The organism is Psychrobacter immobilis, assembly GCF_904846285.1.
Classification (GTDB): Bacteria; Pseudomonadota; Gammaproteobacteria; order Pseudomonadales; family Moraxellaceae; genus Psychrobacter; species Psychrobacter immobilis_D.
Genome location: NZ_CAJHAD010000001.1, coordinates 404390 through 420324 on the forward strand (window position 1 = coordinate 404390; position 15935 = coordinate 420324).

Annotated in this window: 12 protein-coding genes; 10 read left to right on the forward strand and 2 right to left on the reverse strand. The window is 43.3% G+C overall.

Annotation, left to right across the window (positions count from 1 at the left end):
* Window positions 1-30 precede the first annotated feature (30 nt).
* Window positions 31-1126 (forward strand): peptide chain release factor 2 gene (prfB, locus tag JMX13_RS01785; protein WP_201609157.1). Its coding sequence is split into 2 segments (ribosomal slippage): window positions 31-102 and window positions 104-1126, totalling 1095 coding nucleotides; the frame shifts between segments, so codons are not numbered across the junction.
* A 219-nt stretch (window positions 1127-1345) separates the two neighbouring features.
* Window positions 1346-1630 carry a pyrimidine/purine nucleoside phosphorylase gene (locus JMX13_RS01790; protein WP_201609159.1) on the forward strand — a complete coding sequence of 95 codons (285 nt, stop codon included), beginning with the start codon at window positions 1346-1348 and terminating at the stop codon, window positions 1628-1630.
* Window positions 1631-1720: 90 nt separating this feature from the next.
* Here the strand turns inward: JMX13_RS01790 and JMX13_RS01795 are convergent, their stop codons facing one another.
* On the reverse strand, window positions 1721-2188 hold the full coding sequence (locus tag JMX13_RS01795) for a GNAT family N-acetyltransferase (protein WP_201609161.1): 468 nt from the start codon (window positions 2186-2188) through the stop codon (window positions 1721-1723).
* Between the two features lie 179 nt (window positions 2189-2367).
* Between JMX13_RS01795 and JMX13_RS01800 the strand changes: the two genes are divergently transcribed.
* The 8 genes from JMX13_RS01800 to JMX13_RS01835 all read left to right on the forward strand — a co-directional run bounded on the left by JMX13_RS01800 (window position 2368) and on the right by JMX13_RS01835 (window position 15300).
* Entirely contained in the window at window positions 2368-3501 is a 1134-nt protein-coding gene (locus tag JMX13_RS01800) for a DNA topoisomerase IB (protein ID WP_201609163.1), read from the forward strand.
* Window positions 3502-3703: 202 nt separating this feature from the next.
* Window positions 3704-5413, forward strand: coding sequence for an AMP-binding protein (locus tag JMX13_RS01805; RefSeq protein ID WP_201609165.1), 1710 nt, complete (start codon window positions 3704-3706; stop codon window positions 5411-5413).
* A gap of 86 nt (window positions 5414-5499) precedes the next feature.
* Window positions 5500-6279 carry an SDR family NAD(P)-dependent oxidoreductase gene (locus JMX13_RS01810; protein ID WP_201609167.1) on the forward strand — a complete coding sequence of 260 codons (780 nt, stop codon included), beginning with the start codon at window positions 5500-5502 and terminating at the stop codon, window positions 6277-6279.
* A gap of 132 nt (window positions 6280-6411) precedes the next feature.
* Window positions 6412-6975 carry a L,D-transpeptidase family protein gene (locus JMX13_RS01815; RefSeq protein WP_201609169.1) on the forward strand — a complete coding sequence of 188 codons (564 nt, stop codon included), beginning with the start codon at window positions 6412-6414 and terminating at the stop codon, window positions 6973-6975.
* A gap of 474 nt (window positions 6976-7449) precedes the next feature.
* Window positions 7450-10047, forward strand: coding sequence for an ATP-dependent chaperone ClpB (gene clpB, locus JMX13_RS01820; RefSeq protein ID WP_201609170.1), 2598 nt, complete (start codon window positions 7450-7452; stop codon window positions 10045-10047).
* 205 nt (window positions 10048-10252) lie between these two features.
* Window positions 10253-11509 carry a PQQ-dependent sugar dehydrogenase gene (locus JMX13_RS01825; RefSeq protein WP_201609171.1) on the forward strand — a complete coding sequence of 419 codons (1257 nt, stop codon included), beginning with the start codon at window positions 10253-10255 and terminating at the stop codon, window positions 11507-11509.
* 263 nt (window positions 11510-11772) lie between these two features.
* Window positions 11773-13422, forward strand: coding sequence for a BCCT family transporter (locus JMX13_RS01830; protein ID WP_201609172.1), 1650 nt, complete (start codon window positions 11773-11775; stop codon window positions 13420-13422).
* Between the two features lie 222 nt (window positions 13423-13644).
* On the forward strand, window positions 13645-15300 hold the full coding sequence (locus JMX13_RS01835; RefSeq protein ID WP_201609173.1) for a BCCT family transporter: 1656 nt from the start codon (window positions 13645-13647) through the stop codon (window positions 15298-15300).
* A gap of 161 nt (window positions 15301-15461) precedes the next feature.
* On the opposite strand, the gene JMX13_RS01840 is transcribed toward JMX13_RS01835, so the two are convergent.
* Window positions 15462-15821, reverse strand: coding sequence for a hypothetical protein (locus JMX13_RS01840; RefSeq protein WP_201609174.1), 360 nt, complete (start codon window positions 15819-15821; stop codon window positions 15462-15464).
* Window positions 15822-15935 lie beyond the last annotated feature (114 nt).

Here is a 15935-nt window from a genome sequence, read left to right on the forward strand (position 1 = left end):
AGATATTTATTTAAAAAGACAGGAAACTTTATGGAAATCAATCCCTATCAAGAGCGTATCAAAGATTTATCTGAGCGTGGACAGGACCTTCGGAGGTATCTTTGACTTCGATGGTAAGCAAGAACGCTTAGAGGAAGTCAATTTAGAACTGGAAAACCCCGAGCTATGGAACGATCCAGAGCGCGCGACCAAGATTAATAAAGAAAAAAGCCAGCTTGATAGCGTCATCGACGTGGTGGTTTCGCTTGAAACGACTTTGGCAGATGCTGCTGCCATGCTTGATTTAGCAGTAGAAGCAGAAGACGAATCCTTGCTTGCGGATGTGCAAGCAGAGCTCGACAATGCAGAGAAACGCGTTGCTGATTTAGAGTTCCGCCGGATGTTTAGCGGTGAGATGGATCCAAACAATTGCTACTTGGATATTCAGTCAGGTAGTGGCGGCACCGAAGCGCAAGATTGGGCAGAAATGCTGCTGCGAATGTATACGCGCTGGGCCGAGGCGCATGGCTTTAAAGTCGAAGTTATCGAAGTATCGTCAGGTAGTGTCGCTGGCATTAAGTCAGCGACGATTGAGATTAAAGGCGATTATGCCTTTGGTTGGTTACGTACCGAAATTGGCGTGCATCGCTTAGTGCGTAAATCGCCATTTGATAGTAATAATGGTCGTCATACTTCCTTTGCCGCCGTTTTTGTCTCACCTGAAATCGATGACAACGTCGAGATTGATATCAATCCAGCCGATTTGCGTATCGATACTTACCGCTCATCAGGCGCGGGTGGTCAGCACGTGAACACCACCGATTCTGCGGTGCGTATCACCCACGAGCCAAGTGGCGTGGTGGTGACGTGTCAAAACGAGCGCAGCCAACATGGTAACAAAGCGACGGCGATGAAAATGCTCCGTGCCAAGTTGTATGAGCTTGAGATGCAAAAGCGTATGGAGAGCCAGCAAGCGGTCGAGGATAATAAATCTGATGTCGGTTGGGGCAGTCAAATCCGCTCTTATGTACTTGATGACTCGCGCATTAAAGACTTGCGTACTGGCGTTGAAACCTTTAATACCGGCGCGGTACTCGATGGTGACCTCGATCAATTTATCGAAGCAAGCTTAAAAGCGGGATTATAGAGGTTTTTAATAGCCTTATTTAAAAACATTAAAAGTAGTATATTGGAAATGCGATTTAATAAAGATAAACGAGCGACTTTGAGAGTTTACGAACAACCGAGCCGAGTGTTCTTTATTAAATTGCTATGTTGTTATAGATAGACTATTGATTCTATTTAATCACCACTCAAACTTTTTAATCACTAATCAAACTTTAAACGGAACGACTTAAGGAAAATTATGCCAAGCGTTAATAACTATTTTGATAATAAAGTGACTTCTATTGCTTTTCAAACGGCAACCAAGCCCGCTACCGTCGGCGTGATGGAAATTGGCGAGTATGAGTTTGGTACTAGCGAATTTGAAACCATGAGCGTAGTCAGTGGAGCATTGACGGTAAAACTGCCAGAAAGTGATGAGTGGCAAACCTTTAATGCGGGCGAGCAATTTACCGTTGAAGCCAATCAAAAATTTGGTGTTAAAGTAGAAGTGGAAAGTGCTTATTTATGTACTTATGGTCAATAATCGTTTTTAGTTTAGATTTGTGTCGTAAAAAAACGCCAAGTGGTTAACGCTTGGCGTTTTTTTATAGCTGTGTTTTTATTTGAGTTTGAGTCACAAATTTTTGCGATATTGCACCATGTCCGCTTGAGTAGCGATTACATTATAGAGTTTGCGCGCCGTCGCATTGCCTTCTTGCGTCGTCCAATAAACACGGTTGCAGTTTTTGTTATTGGCAAATTCATACACCTGTTCGATCAGTGCGCGTCCAACGCCTTGCCCGCGAACCGCTTCACTAACGTATAAATCTTCTAAGTAACAACATTCTGCGGTATTCCATGTATTTGGATGTAGCACCACATGCGTGATACCTACTAGTATGTCGTTCTGCCAAGCGCCAAATCCATAAATCGGTATATCGTCATCAAGCAGGTTGCGCCATGTCTTTTCTGTAGTGCTTAGTGGCAGACGAGTTTCATAAAAGGTTAAATAACTTTGCCACAATTTTAACCAAGCGTCGTAATCCGCTTTAGACAATGGAGCTATAAATAACGGGGCTATTTTTATCGAAGTATTTTTCATTATATTTATTTGACTTAAGTTGTGGGGTTCAGCGAATTATGGCTTAAAATCTCATCGTTTAGAACCTTTTGAAGGAGTGCTTTTACACATCGATTACACTTTGCTTGTGGCAAACAAACAGCAAAAATAGCCGCAATTCATTATGCTAAAACGACTATTTGATTAATTGAGTATGTATTATGGCGAAGCTAGATGACCAAACAACCACGCAAGATGTGCGCCATGATTATGAACATTTGGCGCGCTTGGCCAACTTACGTTACGTCAGCGATGATGAGCCAGGGTTTACGCGTAGGCGTTGGGGCCGCGGCTTTACTTATAAAGACGCCACCGGCAAAACGGTCAAAGACAAAGCGTTGCGCCAGCGTTTTGATGCGCTAGTGATACCGCCGATGTGGTCAGAGGTTTGGATATGCCAAGATGATAAAGGGCATCTGCAATCGACAGGCCGCGATGATAAAGCACGCAAGCAGTACTTGTATCATCCTGAATGGGACCGCGTCCGTGATCAAGCTAAGTTTAATGCCATGATAGGTTTTGCTCAGGCGTTGCCAAACTTACGTGCGCAAGTAGAAAAAGATTTAGAAGCGCAGTCGTTATCACGCGCCAATGTACTTGCCGCCGTGGTTAAATTGCTGGAAACCACATTAATTCGTATCGGTAATAGCCGCTATGCGAAGATGAATAAAAGCTATGGCTTAAGCACTTTACGCAGCAAACACGTCAGCGAAACGGATAATGGTTTGGCGTTTGATTTTGTGGGTAAAAGTGCTAAAGCGCATCATATCGAACTGCAAGACGAACGTTTAATTGAGATTGTGCAAGCCTGTTCGGAGTTGCCGGGTTATCAGGTTTTTAAATATTTAGATGATAATGGTAATAAGCAAGTTGTCGATAGTAGCGATATCAATGACTATCTACGGTCGCATACTTGCGCTTATGATAATGAGCGCGCGCTGTATAGTGGCGATTTATATAGCGCAAAAGATTTTCGTACATGGATGGCGAGTGTCCTTGCTGCCAGTTATTTATACGATGAGCTGCAGACTGCTGATGGCAGCGCAATATTAGCCAGTGATTCTAACAGCAATGAGCGTCAGCAACTGGTCACGAATATGGTTAAAGCGGTGGCAGAAGAGCTTGGCAATACGCCTGCTGTCTGCCGCGCATCTTATATCAATCCCGTTATTATCAATAAGTTTTTAGCAGGGCAGTTTTTTGAGCCTTATAAACAAGCACGCCGTGGACGTACCAAGCAATATCAAAGCTGTGAAGAGAAAGCGCTGCTAGGATTTTTAAGTGCCATACAATAAATTTAATGTTATCAAAAAATCGTATTAATTATAAAAATGATACGTTATGTATTGAAATAAATATAAAAATGCGTTACTAATAGAGCATACGCACTTTGATATGTGCGAACCATAAGAGAAAATAGTTAATACGATACGACTGTTTTACTTCTGATAAAGCACTGATAGCGTCAGTGACTCTCTATTGCTAAAGGATTAGCTTATGAACACCTCCTCTTCGAACCATTCATCTGTAAGCTCCGTTAAAGACATTACCCATACACCAATGAGCTACAGCGATTACTATCATAACTTTGATATGAATGCCTTATTAACAGAAATATTTGGTGAGCATTTAGACGACCGTTTGAATGCTTATATGGCGTGCTGCGGTCGTCATGTGCGTGATGGTCGCGGTGATAATATTGCACTGGTGCATGAAGATACAGCGGGTAATGTGACGCGTATGAGCTTTGCTGAACTGGACAAGGCAAGTGCACAGGTTGCCAATTTATTACTGTCTTATGGCGTGCAAGCGGGTGACCAAGTAGCAACGATGCTACCGCGTACCCCTGAACTACTCACTATTGTATTAGCCACTTGGCGGATTGGCGCGGTCTATCAACCGCTGTTTACTGCCTTTGGTTATGATTCGATTAAGTATCGGATGGATAAAGCCAATACTAAAGTTGTTTTTACCAATCAAGAAAATCGTGGCAAGTTTGACGACTTGGCTAAGCAAACCAAAATGGTGTTGATTGGTAGTAAGGTAGATGCGCAAAGCTGGGGTGATGATAACTATGCACAAATGATGGCGACGCAGCCGCAAGCTATCGAGCCAGTGTTATTGGATACCGATGCGCCGTTTTTGCAAATGTTTACCTCAGGTACCGTAGGTAAATCAAAAGGCGTCAGCGTGCCATTAAGTGCGCTATCAGGTTTTTATCTGTATATGCGCTATGCGATTGACTTGCGCGCCGATGATAACTACTGGAATATGGCGGATCCCGGTTGGGCATATGGACTATATTACGCGATTACGGGTCCCTTACTGATGGGCGTCGCCACTTATTTTAATGAATCGGGCTTTGATGCTGCCAATACCCGCGACTTTATGGTCCGCCATAAGATTAGCAATTTGGCTTCTTCACCAACGGCATTTCGGATGATGAAATCGAGTGGTGTATTTGAAAGTGCTCAAGACGATGCCAATGCCAAGCTATCGTTACGCTGTGCCAATTCAGCAGGCGAGACCTTGAATACCGAAGTGGTCAACTGGGTTGAAACCTACTTAAACTGTAAAGTTTGTGATCAATATGGGCAGACAGAAACAGGCATGACATGTTGCGAGCACCATGCTTTAGAGCATAAATGTCCAGTCGGTTCGATGGGGATGGCGCTACCGGGACATACACTGGTGGTGTTAGATGATGATATGAACATCTTGCCTGATGGCGAGCAAGGACAACTGGCAGTGGTGGTCAGTCAATCGCCCGCGTTTTATTTCCGCGGCTATAGCTGGAATGAAAAAGATGCGTTCACTGATGATTATTATCTGACAGGCGATGTGGTCGAGCGTCATAGCGACGGCAGTTATTGGTTCTCAGGGCGTGATGATGATATTATTATTACGGCAGGCTACCGGGTAGGTCCGACCGATGTCGAAAACACCGTGCTTGAGCATGAAGCGGTTGCAGAGTCAGCAGCGGTTGGTGTACCAGATGAGGTGCGTGGTCATACGATTAAATCTTATGTGGTGCTAAAAGATGGTATCGTTGGGACAGATGAGATTGCCAAAGAGATTCAATACTTGGTACGTAAGCGTTTATCGACGCATGCTTATCCGCGTGAGGTTGAATTTGTCGCTGAGTTACCAAAAACGCCAAGTGGTAAAATTCAGCGTTTCTTGCTGCGCAGTTTGTCTGCTGTTTAAGCGAATCGAAGTCTTAATAGTAGTTGAAAATAATAAAATAGTGAGTTTATAAAAATAGTAATAAAACATCAATTAAAGGAATAATTATGCAAATTGAACAACACAGTTTTTTAGTCACCGGCGGTGCATCAGGTCTGGGTGAATCAGTGGTTCGTGCTATCGTCGCGCAAGGCGGTAAGGTCGTTATTGCTGATTTAAACGAATCAACTGGGCAAGCTTTGGTTAATGAGCTAGGTGACAATGTACGCTTTGCACGTTGTGATGTGACCAGTGGTGATGAGGTACAAGCGGCTGTTGAGTTGGCGGAAAAAGAATTTGGCGGTTTGCAAGGTTCTATTAACTGTGCAGGTATCGCTGTGGTACAAAAGCTGCTTGATCGTGAAAACAATCCAGCGGACCTTGATGCTTTTAGCCGCGGCGTTAATATCAACCTCGTTGGCTCTTTTAACGTGGCGCGTTTGGTGGCAGCCAGTATTGCTAAGCGTGTGGCTGCTAGCACACCTGCCGAAGTCAATGCTGACAACGGAATTATCATTAATACGGCTTCTATCGCTGCTTTTGATGGGCAAGTAGGACAAGCAAGTTACGCTTCATCTAAAGCTGGGGTCGTTGGTATGATGTTGCCGCTCGCACGTGAGCTGACTCGTCATGGTATCCGAGTGATGACTATTGCGCCGGGTGTATTTGCAACGCCTATGATGCAAAGTCTGCCTGAAAAGGCGCGTGAGCAGCTAGAGGCTGCGGTACCGTATCCTAAGCGTTTGGGTAATCCAAATGAGTTTGCCAAATTGGTCACGCACATTATCGATAATGCCTACCTAAATGGTGAAGTGATTCGTTTAGATGGTGCGATTCGCATGGTGTAAGGTGATTTTAGATTTTGAGTGCAATAACTTTAAGTTTAATTCATAAAATTTGTATACAAATTGACATAGTCTTTTGCTATCTTATCAAAGATGGTTTTATCAATTAACGCTTAATTTTAAGAAGCAAATGCTATGTCTTTTTTTAATATAAATAATAAATATTCACATTGGTTATTTATCGTCATAGGTTTTAGCCTCTCTATCATTACTAGCACGAGTGTCATTGCTGCTGAGAGTACTTCAGAGAACAAACAAGCTATGCCGAAAAGTATGATGATTGATAAAGTCTTTGTCGATAAATCCGCTCGCACCCTGCAGTTGCTAAGTGATGATAAAGTGATCAAATCTTATCACATTGCGCTCGGTGGTAATCCTATTGGACATAAGCAACAACAAGGCGATCAACGTACACCTGTTGGCAACTATATACTTGATTATAAAAATGAAAAATCTGGATATTACCGTTCTATTCACGTCAGTTATCCCAACGCGGCGGATAAAGCCCGCGCCAAATCGCGAGGCGTCAGTGCTGGTGGTGATATCATGATTCATGGACAGAAAAACGGCTTTGGTGCATTTGGCATACTGAACCAACAACGCGATTGGACAGAAGGCTGTATGGCAGTGACCAATGATGAGATGGATGAAATCATGGCTGCGGTAAAGATTGGCACCGCGATCGAAATTGTAGAATAAATACCTTGTTAGCGTATTCTCATTTAGCTCATATATAACCTATAGTTTACTTTTATAGATATTTTATAAACTTCAAATGCATGCTGTTTTATAGTATTTTCTATTGGTTTAATCATACTCTAAAATATATCTTTCTCTTTTTACACACACTCAAAAATTCCTATCTTTTCTTTTCTATATTCCCTTGAAATCTCTCATAAATGTGCCTATTAATGCTTTATCGTCATATCATTGTTATAAGTAAGGTTTATTTTAATAAGTTGATATTTCAGCGCTGTGTATTGGCTTCTTAACTGATAGGAATTGACATTCATAAGCCTGTAATAATTATTTATTAAAGTTAAATTAACATTGAAATATTACTCAATAAACCCGATATAGATAACAACGAAAAGCTTACGGCATCTTAATACTTATAAAAAGCCGCAGCTACTATCAGATATAAATTATTATCAATTATAAGAGGACAAAAATATGAGATTTGAGAAATTTACCCAAAAACTGCAATCGGCGATTCAAGAGGCACAAAGTTTGGCACTAGGTCGCGACCACACAGGTATTGACCCTGTGCATTTGCTTGCGGTATTACTGCAAGATGAGTCTAACTTATCTATCTGTCAGCAAGCCGGCGCGTCTATCCCTGCGCTAAAAAATGGCGTGGCAAAAGCGCTTGAGAATCAAGCAACGATTAGCGAGCCAACAGGCGACGTTAATTTAAACCCCAATTCAGTTAAAATTCTGAACTTGGCAGATCGTCAAGCACAAAAAGAAGGCGATGATTTTATCGCCACTGAATGGGTGATGTTGGCGCTCGCTGAACAAGGCGACACTAAAAAGATATTTGAAAGTGCTGGTGTGACCGCAAGTAAGTTAAAAGCCGTGATTGAGCAATTGCGAGGTGATGACACAGTGGACAATCAAAATGCCGAAGATCAGCGTGATGCGCTGAATAAATATACGATTAATTTAACTGAACAGGCGGAACTTGGTAAGCTTGACCCTGTGATTGGTCGTGACGAAGAGATTCGCCGTACCATTCAGGTATTGTCACGTCGTACCAAAAACAACCCAGTGCTCATCGGTGAGCCAGGCGTTGGTAAAACCGCTATTGTTGAGGGCTTGGCACAGAAAATTATCAGTGGTGAGGTGCCAGAAGGTTTACGCCATAAAGAAGTATTGTCGTTAGATTTGGGCTCTTTGATTGCGGGTGCCAAATTCCGTGGTGAGTTTGAAGAGCGCCTCAAAGCGGTACTCAGCGAATTATCAAAGCAAGAAGGCAATATCATTCTATTTATCGATGAGCTACATACCTTGGTCGGTGCCGGTAAAGCGGATGGTGCGATGGACGCTGGTAATATGCTAAAACCTGCGCTGGCTCGTGGTGAATTACATTGCGTCGGTGCAACGACTCTAGATGAGTATCGCCAATATATCGAAAAAGATGCCGCGCTTGAGCGTCGTTTCCAAAAAGTGCTGGTCGATGAACCAACAGTTGAAGATACTATTGCAATTTTGCGTGGTCTAAAAGACCGTTATGAGCTGCACCATGGTGTCGTTATTCAAGATAGCGCGATTATAGCGGCAGCGCGCATGAGCCATCGTTATATTACCGATCGCAAACTACCAGATAAAGCGATTGACCTAATTGATGAAGCGGCAAGTCGTTTGCGCATGGAGATGGACAGTAAACCTGAAGCCTTAGGTAAGCTCGATAGTCGCCGTATTCAGCTGAAAATGCAGCGCGAAGTGCTCAAAAATGAAGAGGATGCGGGCGCGCAAGCAGAGCTTAAAATACTAGATGCTCAGATCGAAGAGTTAGAGAAGGAATACGCGGATCTTAATGAGATTTGGCAGGCCGAAAAAGCGTTAGTTGAAGGCAGTAAACAGCATAAAGAAAACTTGGATAAAGCACGTATTCAGTTAGAGAAAGCCAGTCGAGAAGGCGATTATGCAGAGATGTCTCGATTACAATATGGTGTGATACCTGAGCTTGAAAAACAAATTGCCGAGATTGATTCGGCAGAGCAAAAAGAGCAAGCTGGCGAGCCAATCACTGTAAAATTGCTGCGCAATAAAGTCACCGATCATGAAATCGCTGAGGTCGTGGCGGCTGCGACTGGTATTCCAGTGAATAAAATGATGCAAGGCGAGCGTGACAAGATGATAGCGATGGAAGAAAAACTTCATGAGCGTGTCATCGGTCAAGATGAAGCGGTCGAGGCGGTCGCCAATGCGGTACGCCGTAGTCGTGCGGGCTTATCGGATCCAAATCGCCCTTCAGGTTCGTTTTTATTCTTAGGACCAACGGGTGTTGGTAAAACAGAGCTAACCAAATCACTGGCGAACTTCTTGTTTGATAGTGAGGATGCGATTGTCCGTATCGACATGAGTGAGTATATGGAGAAGCATAGCGTCAGTCGTTTGGTGGGTGCGCCTCCAGGTTATGTTGGTTATGAAGAAGGCGGTGCATTAACTGAGGCCGTACGCCGTAAGCCTTATAGTGTAATTTTGTTTGATGAGGTTGAAAAAGCACACCCTGATGTGTTCAATATCTTGCTACAAGTATTGGACGATGGTCGCTTAACGGATTCGCAAGGTCGCGTGGTTGACTTCAAAAACACCGTTATCATCATGACCAGTAACTTGGGCTCGCACAAAATCCAAGAAATGGTCGGCGAAAGCTACGAGAGTATTAAAGCTGAGGTTATGGAATCGGTTGGACAGCATTTCCGCCCTGAATTTGTCAACCGTATCGACGAAATTGTGGTATTCCATCCGCTCGGTATGTCGCAGATGTCTGGTATTGCGGCGATTCAGTTGGATCGCTTGCGTCAGCGCTTGCAGGAGCGGGAACTCGATATCGAGCTATCAGCCGATGCGATGAACAAGCTGGTGGCAGTGGGTTACGATCCTGTGTATGGTGCGCGTCCACTAAAACGCGCTATCCAACAAGAAATTGAAAACCCATTATCATTGAAATTATTAGCGGGTGATTTTGTCGCTGGCGATATCATCAAAGTCGATGTTGGCGCTGATGATAAGCTGACCTTTGATAAGCTTAGAATGAGCTAATAGTAAACGCTAAATGACTGTCACTAAACGACTGTCGCTAAATGACGGTTATGGTTTAAAACCAACCCCTTACTTGCCTATTTTTATGGTAAGTAAGGGGTTTTTTTGTGCGCCATTATTATTTACCGTTTGCCTGTATTGATTATGGTATAAATAATGATAGTGCAGATAAGAATACGACAAAATTAAGGGAGATGACATCAGGATGATGACCAATAAAAAACAGACAAATACGCCATTACTATTATCGTTACTCATGACGTCACTACTGTTTAATGCCTCTGCGTGCTCCAATCCTTCAGCCGTCAATACCGATACCGATCTGACAGAATATAAACAAGGACAAGCTGAGGCTAATAAATCAGTAGCAAGCACTGAAAAACCTGCCTTTGCAACCGAGTCTATCGCTACCTTTAATGAACCTTGGGCAATGACCGCATTACCTACTGTTAAGGATAAAGCGGCCAAACTGCTGGTGACCCAAAAAACAGGCGAGCTTTTGATTGTTGATACGGTAACAGGAATGAAAACAGCCGTGACTGGTATTCCAAAAGTGGCTTATGGCGGGCAGGGCGGACTTGGCGATATTATCCTTGCACCAGATTTTGCTACTTCTAGTAATATCTATATCAGCTATGTCGAAGCAGGTAAGGGCGCTGATAGTAATAAATTTGGTGCACAAGTTATCAAGGCCAAGCTGTCAGGATTGGATACTGACGCGCCAAGCTTACAAGCCATAACGCCAATTTGGGAGCAATTTCCAAAACTAAAAGGACAAGGGCACTTTAGTCATCGCTTGCTCTTCTCACCTGATGGCAAGTATTTATATATCAGCTCAGGTGAGCGCCAAGAAAAAACGCCTGCGCAGGACATGAGTGTAAATCTGGGCAAAATTATTAGATTAAATCCTGATGGCTCAGCGCCAGCCGACAATCCATTTGCGAAAGATACCAGTGATACGAGCATTGCCACCCAATTTTGGACCATCGGGCATCGTAATGTACTTGGTATGGCTTTCGATGAAAAAGGTAGGCTCTGGGCGCACGAAATGGGGCCGCGCGGCGGTGATGAATTTAATCTCATTGAAAAAGGCAATAATTATGGCTGGCCAATCGTCTCGAATGGTCGTAATTATACAGGGACGGATATCCCTGACCACGATACGCGTCCTGATTTTGCAGCGCCTAAAATTACTTGGACGCCCGTCATATCACCTTCTGCCATGAGTATTTATGAAGCTGGTAAATACAATGACTTTCCAGCGTGGCAAGGCAACGCACTCATCAGTGGCTTATCATCAAAGGCGCTCATCGTAGTGAGTTTTGATAAAAATAACGGAGCGGCAGAACGCTATCGCTATGATATGGGTGAGCGTATTCGTGGGGTCTTAAACGTCGATGGGCAAGTGTGGTTATTAGAAGATGGCGCTAATGGTAGGCTGCTACGATTATTACCCAATTAGTGGATTTTCTAATAATCTGCATCATGACCTATATAACATGCCTTATATAACGCGCTCTATATAACAGGAGGTATATAAATAGCGAGCTAAACAATCTAACTAAAATAATCGCTTAGCATCTCTAAATCCAACCTTAATAGAGCCTTAAAACAGCCAATCAACTTGTGACTAAAAAATGTTTTTATCGAGTTTATTTGGTAGTTAATTGATAATTAAGGGTTAGTTTGTTAAGGTAACCTTTCTTAAATATAAGGTTTTAGCGAATGAACGACATAAAAATAAGTAAGCTCGGCCCATTTCCACGGGTAAATAAACCTGTGTTTATCACCTCAAGTATCTTAATTGTCGGCTTTATCATTTTTGGCTCGTTATTTTCTGAAACTGCAGCCGCGCTTTTTAGTTTCTTACAGGACTTTATCGCCGAAAAATTCCGCTGGTTATTTATCATCTTATTTAACGTGGCGCTGGTGTTTTGTATTTACCTTGCTGCCAGTCGCTACGGCGATATTCGCTTAGGTAAACAAACAGAGCGAGCGCAATATAGCTTGTTTTCATGGATTGCGATGCTTTTTTCGGCGGGTATCGGGATTGGATTGGTCTATTGGGGCACAGCAGAGCCTTTGTACCACTTTATGGCGCCTCCCATTGGTGAGGGACAGACTGTAGAGTCGGCCAAGCAAGCGATGAATCTGTCATTTTTACATTGGGGGCTGCATGCGTGGGCGATTTATACCGTCGTTGCTTTGTCGTTAGCCTATTTTCACTTCCGCCGTGGTCTGCCGTTATCGATTCGCTCAACCTTGTATCCCATCCTTGGACAAAAGATCTATGGTAAATGGGGACATACCGTCGATATTTTGGCGGTATTTGGCACGATGTTTGGCGTCGTGACGTCTTTAGGTCTTGGGGTTATGCAGATTAACTCGGGTCTAGAAGGCTTGTTTGGTATCCCTAATACCTTGACCGTACAGTTTATTATCATTGTTTTTGTGACTTCATTGGCTTGTGGCTCGCTAATGTTAGGTCTTGATAAAGGTATTAAGCGCCTCAGTGATATCAATATGGGGCTGACCGGTATTCTATTAGCCTTTATGGTGATTTTGGGTCCCACGTTATTTATCTTTGACAGCTTTATTGAAAATATTGGTAACTATCTGGCAAACATCGTCACGTTATCGACGTGGAGCGAAGCTTATAGTGGCACTGATTGGCAAAGCGCTTGGACGATATTTTATTGGGCATGGTGGGTCAGTTGGTCACCGTTTGTCGGCGTGTTTATCGCGCGTATCAGCCGTGGTCGTACCATTCGCGAGTTCGTATTTGGCGTGCTGCTTATCCCTATGACGATATTGTTTTTCTGGTTTACAGCTTTTGGTGGCGTTGCCATTCAGATGGAGCTGCTAGCCGCTATCAGTCCTGATTTGGTCAGCCCAGGATTGGTCGCCGCGGTGCAAGCCGATACGGGTAGTGCTATTTTTAAATTGGTTGAATACTATCCATTTACCAAACCCATCACCTTATTAATTGTGGTGATGATTGTCCTTTGGTTTGTGACATCATCAGATTCGGCCAGTTTTGTCATCGACATGTTGACCGCTGGTGGTGATACCAATCCACCTAAAATTCAGCGTTTATTTTGGGCAATTATGCAGGGCGTGATTGCGGCAATTTTATTAGCAGCAGGTGGTTTAGGCGCATTACAAGCGGCGGCCATCGTGGCAGGATTGCCGTTTGCTTTGGTTATATTTGTGATGATGTATGCGCTATTACGTGGCATGAGTCGCGACCGTCTTATCTTATATCGCAACCAGCAGCGTTACATTACTGACGAGTCAGCCGACCATAATTCGGCCAATGAGTTCGTTGATGAAGAGCTATTAAAAGGCCCGCCTAAAATTGCGAAAGGTGATTGATAGGCTACGCATAGCAAGTTTAAAAGCATTTTTATTAAACTAATCATGTAGTTAGCTACTATAAGTTTTACTTAAAAAAATATAATAATTGTCATTTAAAATCCTAAGATGCATCGTTATCTTAGGATTTTTTCATTTTTATCATTAACAGATGACTGGCCCGATTTGATAGTTTGTAGATATCTTGTTAAGGTTGGCGTCCTAAAAAATTGAGACGACTGAATGGATCACGTTAAAGTTGGCCGATTGGGCCCTTTTCCACGGGTAAGTAGACCTGTTTTTTTAACCTCAGCGATTTTAATCCTCGCGTTTATTATTTTCGGTGCCTTTTTTAATGAATTAGCAACCGAAGTGTTTGGCCAAGCGAAGGCATTTGTATCGATGCGCTTTGGTTGGTTTTTTATCATGGTGGTCAACTTAACGTTGGTGATGAGTATCTATCTGATATTTAGCCGCTATGGCGATATTAGGCTCGGTCACCAGAACGAGAACCCAGAATACAATCTGGTGTCTTGGATTGGCATGCTATTTTCCGCAGGTATCGGTATTGGCTTGCTCTATTGGGGTACGGCTGAGCCGCTATATCACTTTATGGCGCCGCCGTTAGGTGAGCCTGAAAGTGTTGCCGCCGCTAAGCAAGCGATGAACATCTCGTTCTTGCATTATGGTCTGCATGTCTGGGCACTCTATGGCATGGTGGCATTATCCTTGGCGTATTTTCATTATCGCCGTGGTCTGCCGTTGGCGATTCGCTCAACCCTATATCCGTTAATTGGCAAAAAAATCTACGGCCCTATGGGTCATACGGTCGATACACTGGCAGTCTTTGGTACCATGTTTGGTGTGGTGACGACATTAGGTCTTGGGGTACTACAGATTAACTCGGGGCTTGAGAGTTTATTTGGTATTCCAAATAACATCACCGTGCAAATTATCTTGATTGCCTTTATCACTATGCTGGCAGGATTGTCGCTATTAATGGGACTTGATAAAGGGATTAAGCGCTTAAGTGATATCAATATTTTCTTCACCATTGTGCTATTAAGCTTTGTCATTATTTTGGGTCCAACCCAGTTTATTTTTAACAGTTTCTTTGAGAATATTGGCAATTATCTGCATCAAGTGATTCCACTTGGTCTGTGGACAGAGTCTTATGAAGGGGAAGCCAACTGGCAGTCGTCTTGGACGGTGTTCTACTGGGCTTGGTGGATTAGCTGGTCACCATTCGTTGGCGTGTTCGTTGCCCGTATTTCTCGTGGTCGTACCATTCGCGAGTTTATCCTAGGGGTGTTATTAATCCCGATTACTATTTTATTCTTATGGTTCACCGCCTTTGGTGGTTCAACCGTTCATATGGAACTGATGGCAGCGGTTGACCCAAATATCGCAAGACCAGGACTGGTTGAAGCAGTGCGAGCAGATACTGGTAGTGCTATCTTTAAATTGATGGAGTCGTATCCGCTGACCGCAGCACTAAACGGACTTATCGTGGTGATGATTGTACTTTGGTTTGTCACCTCATCAGATTCTGCCAGTTTTGTCATTGATATGCTGACCTCGGGCGGTGACACCAACCCACCGAAAATCCAGCGGTTATTCTGGGCGGGCACAGAAGGCGTGATAGCGGCGGTGCTATTAGCCGCAGGCGGTTTGGGTGCGCTACAAGCCGCTTCTATCGTCTCTGGCCTTCCATTTGCCGTGGTCATTGTCATTATGATGTATTCATTACTGCGGGGCTTGAGCCGTGATAGATTGATACTTTATCGTAATCAGCAGTGGTTTATCACTGAAGAATCGGCTGAGCACAACTCCGCCAATGAGTTCCGTGATGAAGAGTTATTGACGGGACCGCCGAGCATTAAGAAAATTGATGAGTAACTATTTAGATAACTCAAAAATTTAATTTTCTGAAAAATGCTAATAGTTCATAATGTGAAAAATCCCAGTTTTTGAGCTGGGATTTTCTATTAGCGTTTAATAATGTATTGGTATTTAGCGAATGATAGATATTTAACAATATGATTTCGAAATTATTACTGTTATAAACATTCGCCTTTTACATAGCTAATTGCCTCAGGCGTGCTACAAGCTGAGCAAGCATTGCCAGCGGTACGATAGCTTGTTACTGAGCCGACTTGAGTTTTTACGCAGACCGGATCGTATTGCGCCGTACACATGGTTTTTTCAGGGTTAAAGGTTGGACACTGGGCAACGATTCCTTTGGGAAGCTGACTGGTGTTAGAAGCGGGCGGCTGAATAGGTGTGCTATCAGGCATAGGGTTTGAGTTAGGGCTGATATTATTACAACCTGCTAAACCAAGTGTAAAAGTTATGGTGAGTGATAGGGCGAGGGTAGAAGGCTTTAATAAAGATAGCAATGGTTTAGATAGAGCGCTCATCATAAATATCCTTATACAGTTTTTGTTATTTGTTTTGTATTAAACGCCAGTTTTTAACAAAAAGCAAATGCACAACTGAGTTTTCAATTCGCTACTCATATTTAATAAGCGCAG

Coding starts and splice junctions, on each gene's coding strand:
- JMX13_RS01830 (WP_201609172.1), top strand. CDS start 11,773: ATGAACGACATAAAAATAAGTAAGCTCGGCCCATTTCCACGGGTAAAT.
- JMX13_RS01815 (WP_201609169.1), top strand. CDS start 6,412: ATGTCTTTTTTTAATATAAATAATAAATATTCACATTGGTTATTTATC.
- JMX13_RS01795 (WP_201609161.1), bottom strand. CDS start 2,188: ATGAAAAATACTTCGATAAAAATAGCCCCGTTATTTATAGCTCCATTG.
- JMX13_RS01835 (WP_201609173.1), top strand. CDS start 13,645: ATGGATCACGTTAAAGTTGGCCGATTGGGCCCTTTTCCACGGGTAAGT.
- JMX13_RS01805 (WP_201609165.1), top strand. CDS start 3,704: ATGAACACCTCCTCTTCGAACCATTCATCTGTAAGCTCCGTTAAAGAC.
- clpB (WP_201609170.1), top strand. CDS start 7,450: ATGAGATTTGAGAAATTTACCCAAAAACTGCAATCGGCGATTCAAGAG.
- JMX13_RS01810 (WP_201609167.1), top strand. CDS start 5,500: ATGCAAATTGAACAACACAGTTTTTTAGTCACCGGCGGTGCATCAGGT.
- JMX13_RS01840 (WP_201609174.1), bottom strand. CDS start 15,821: ATGAGCGCTCTATCTAAACCATTGCTATCTTTATTAAAGCCTTCTACC.
- JMX13_RS01790 (WP_201609159.1), top strand. CDS start 1,346: ATGCCAAGCGTTAATAACTATTTTGATAATAAAGTGACTTCTATTGCT.
- JMX13_RS01825 (WP_201609171.1), top strand. CDS start 10,253: ATGATGACCAATAAAAAACAGACAAATACGCCATTACTATTATCGTTA.
- JMX13_RS01800 (WP_201609163.1), top strand. CDS start 2,368: ATGGCGAAGCTAGATGACCAAACAACCACGCAAGATGTGCGCCATGAT.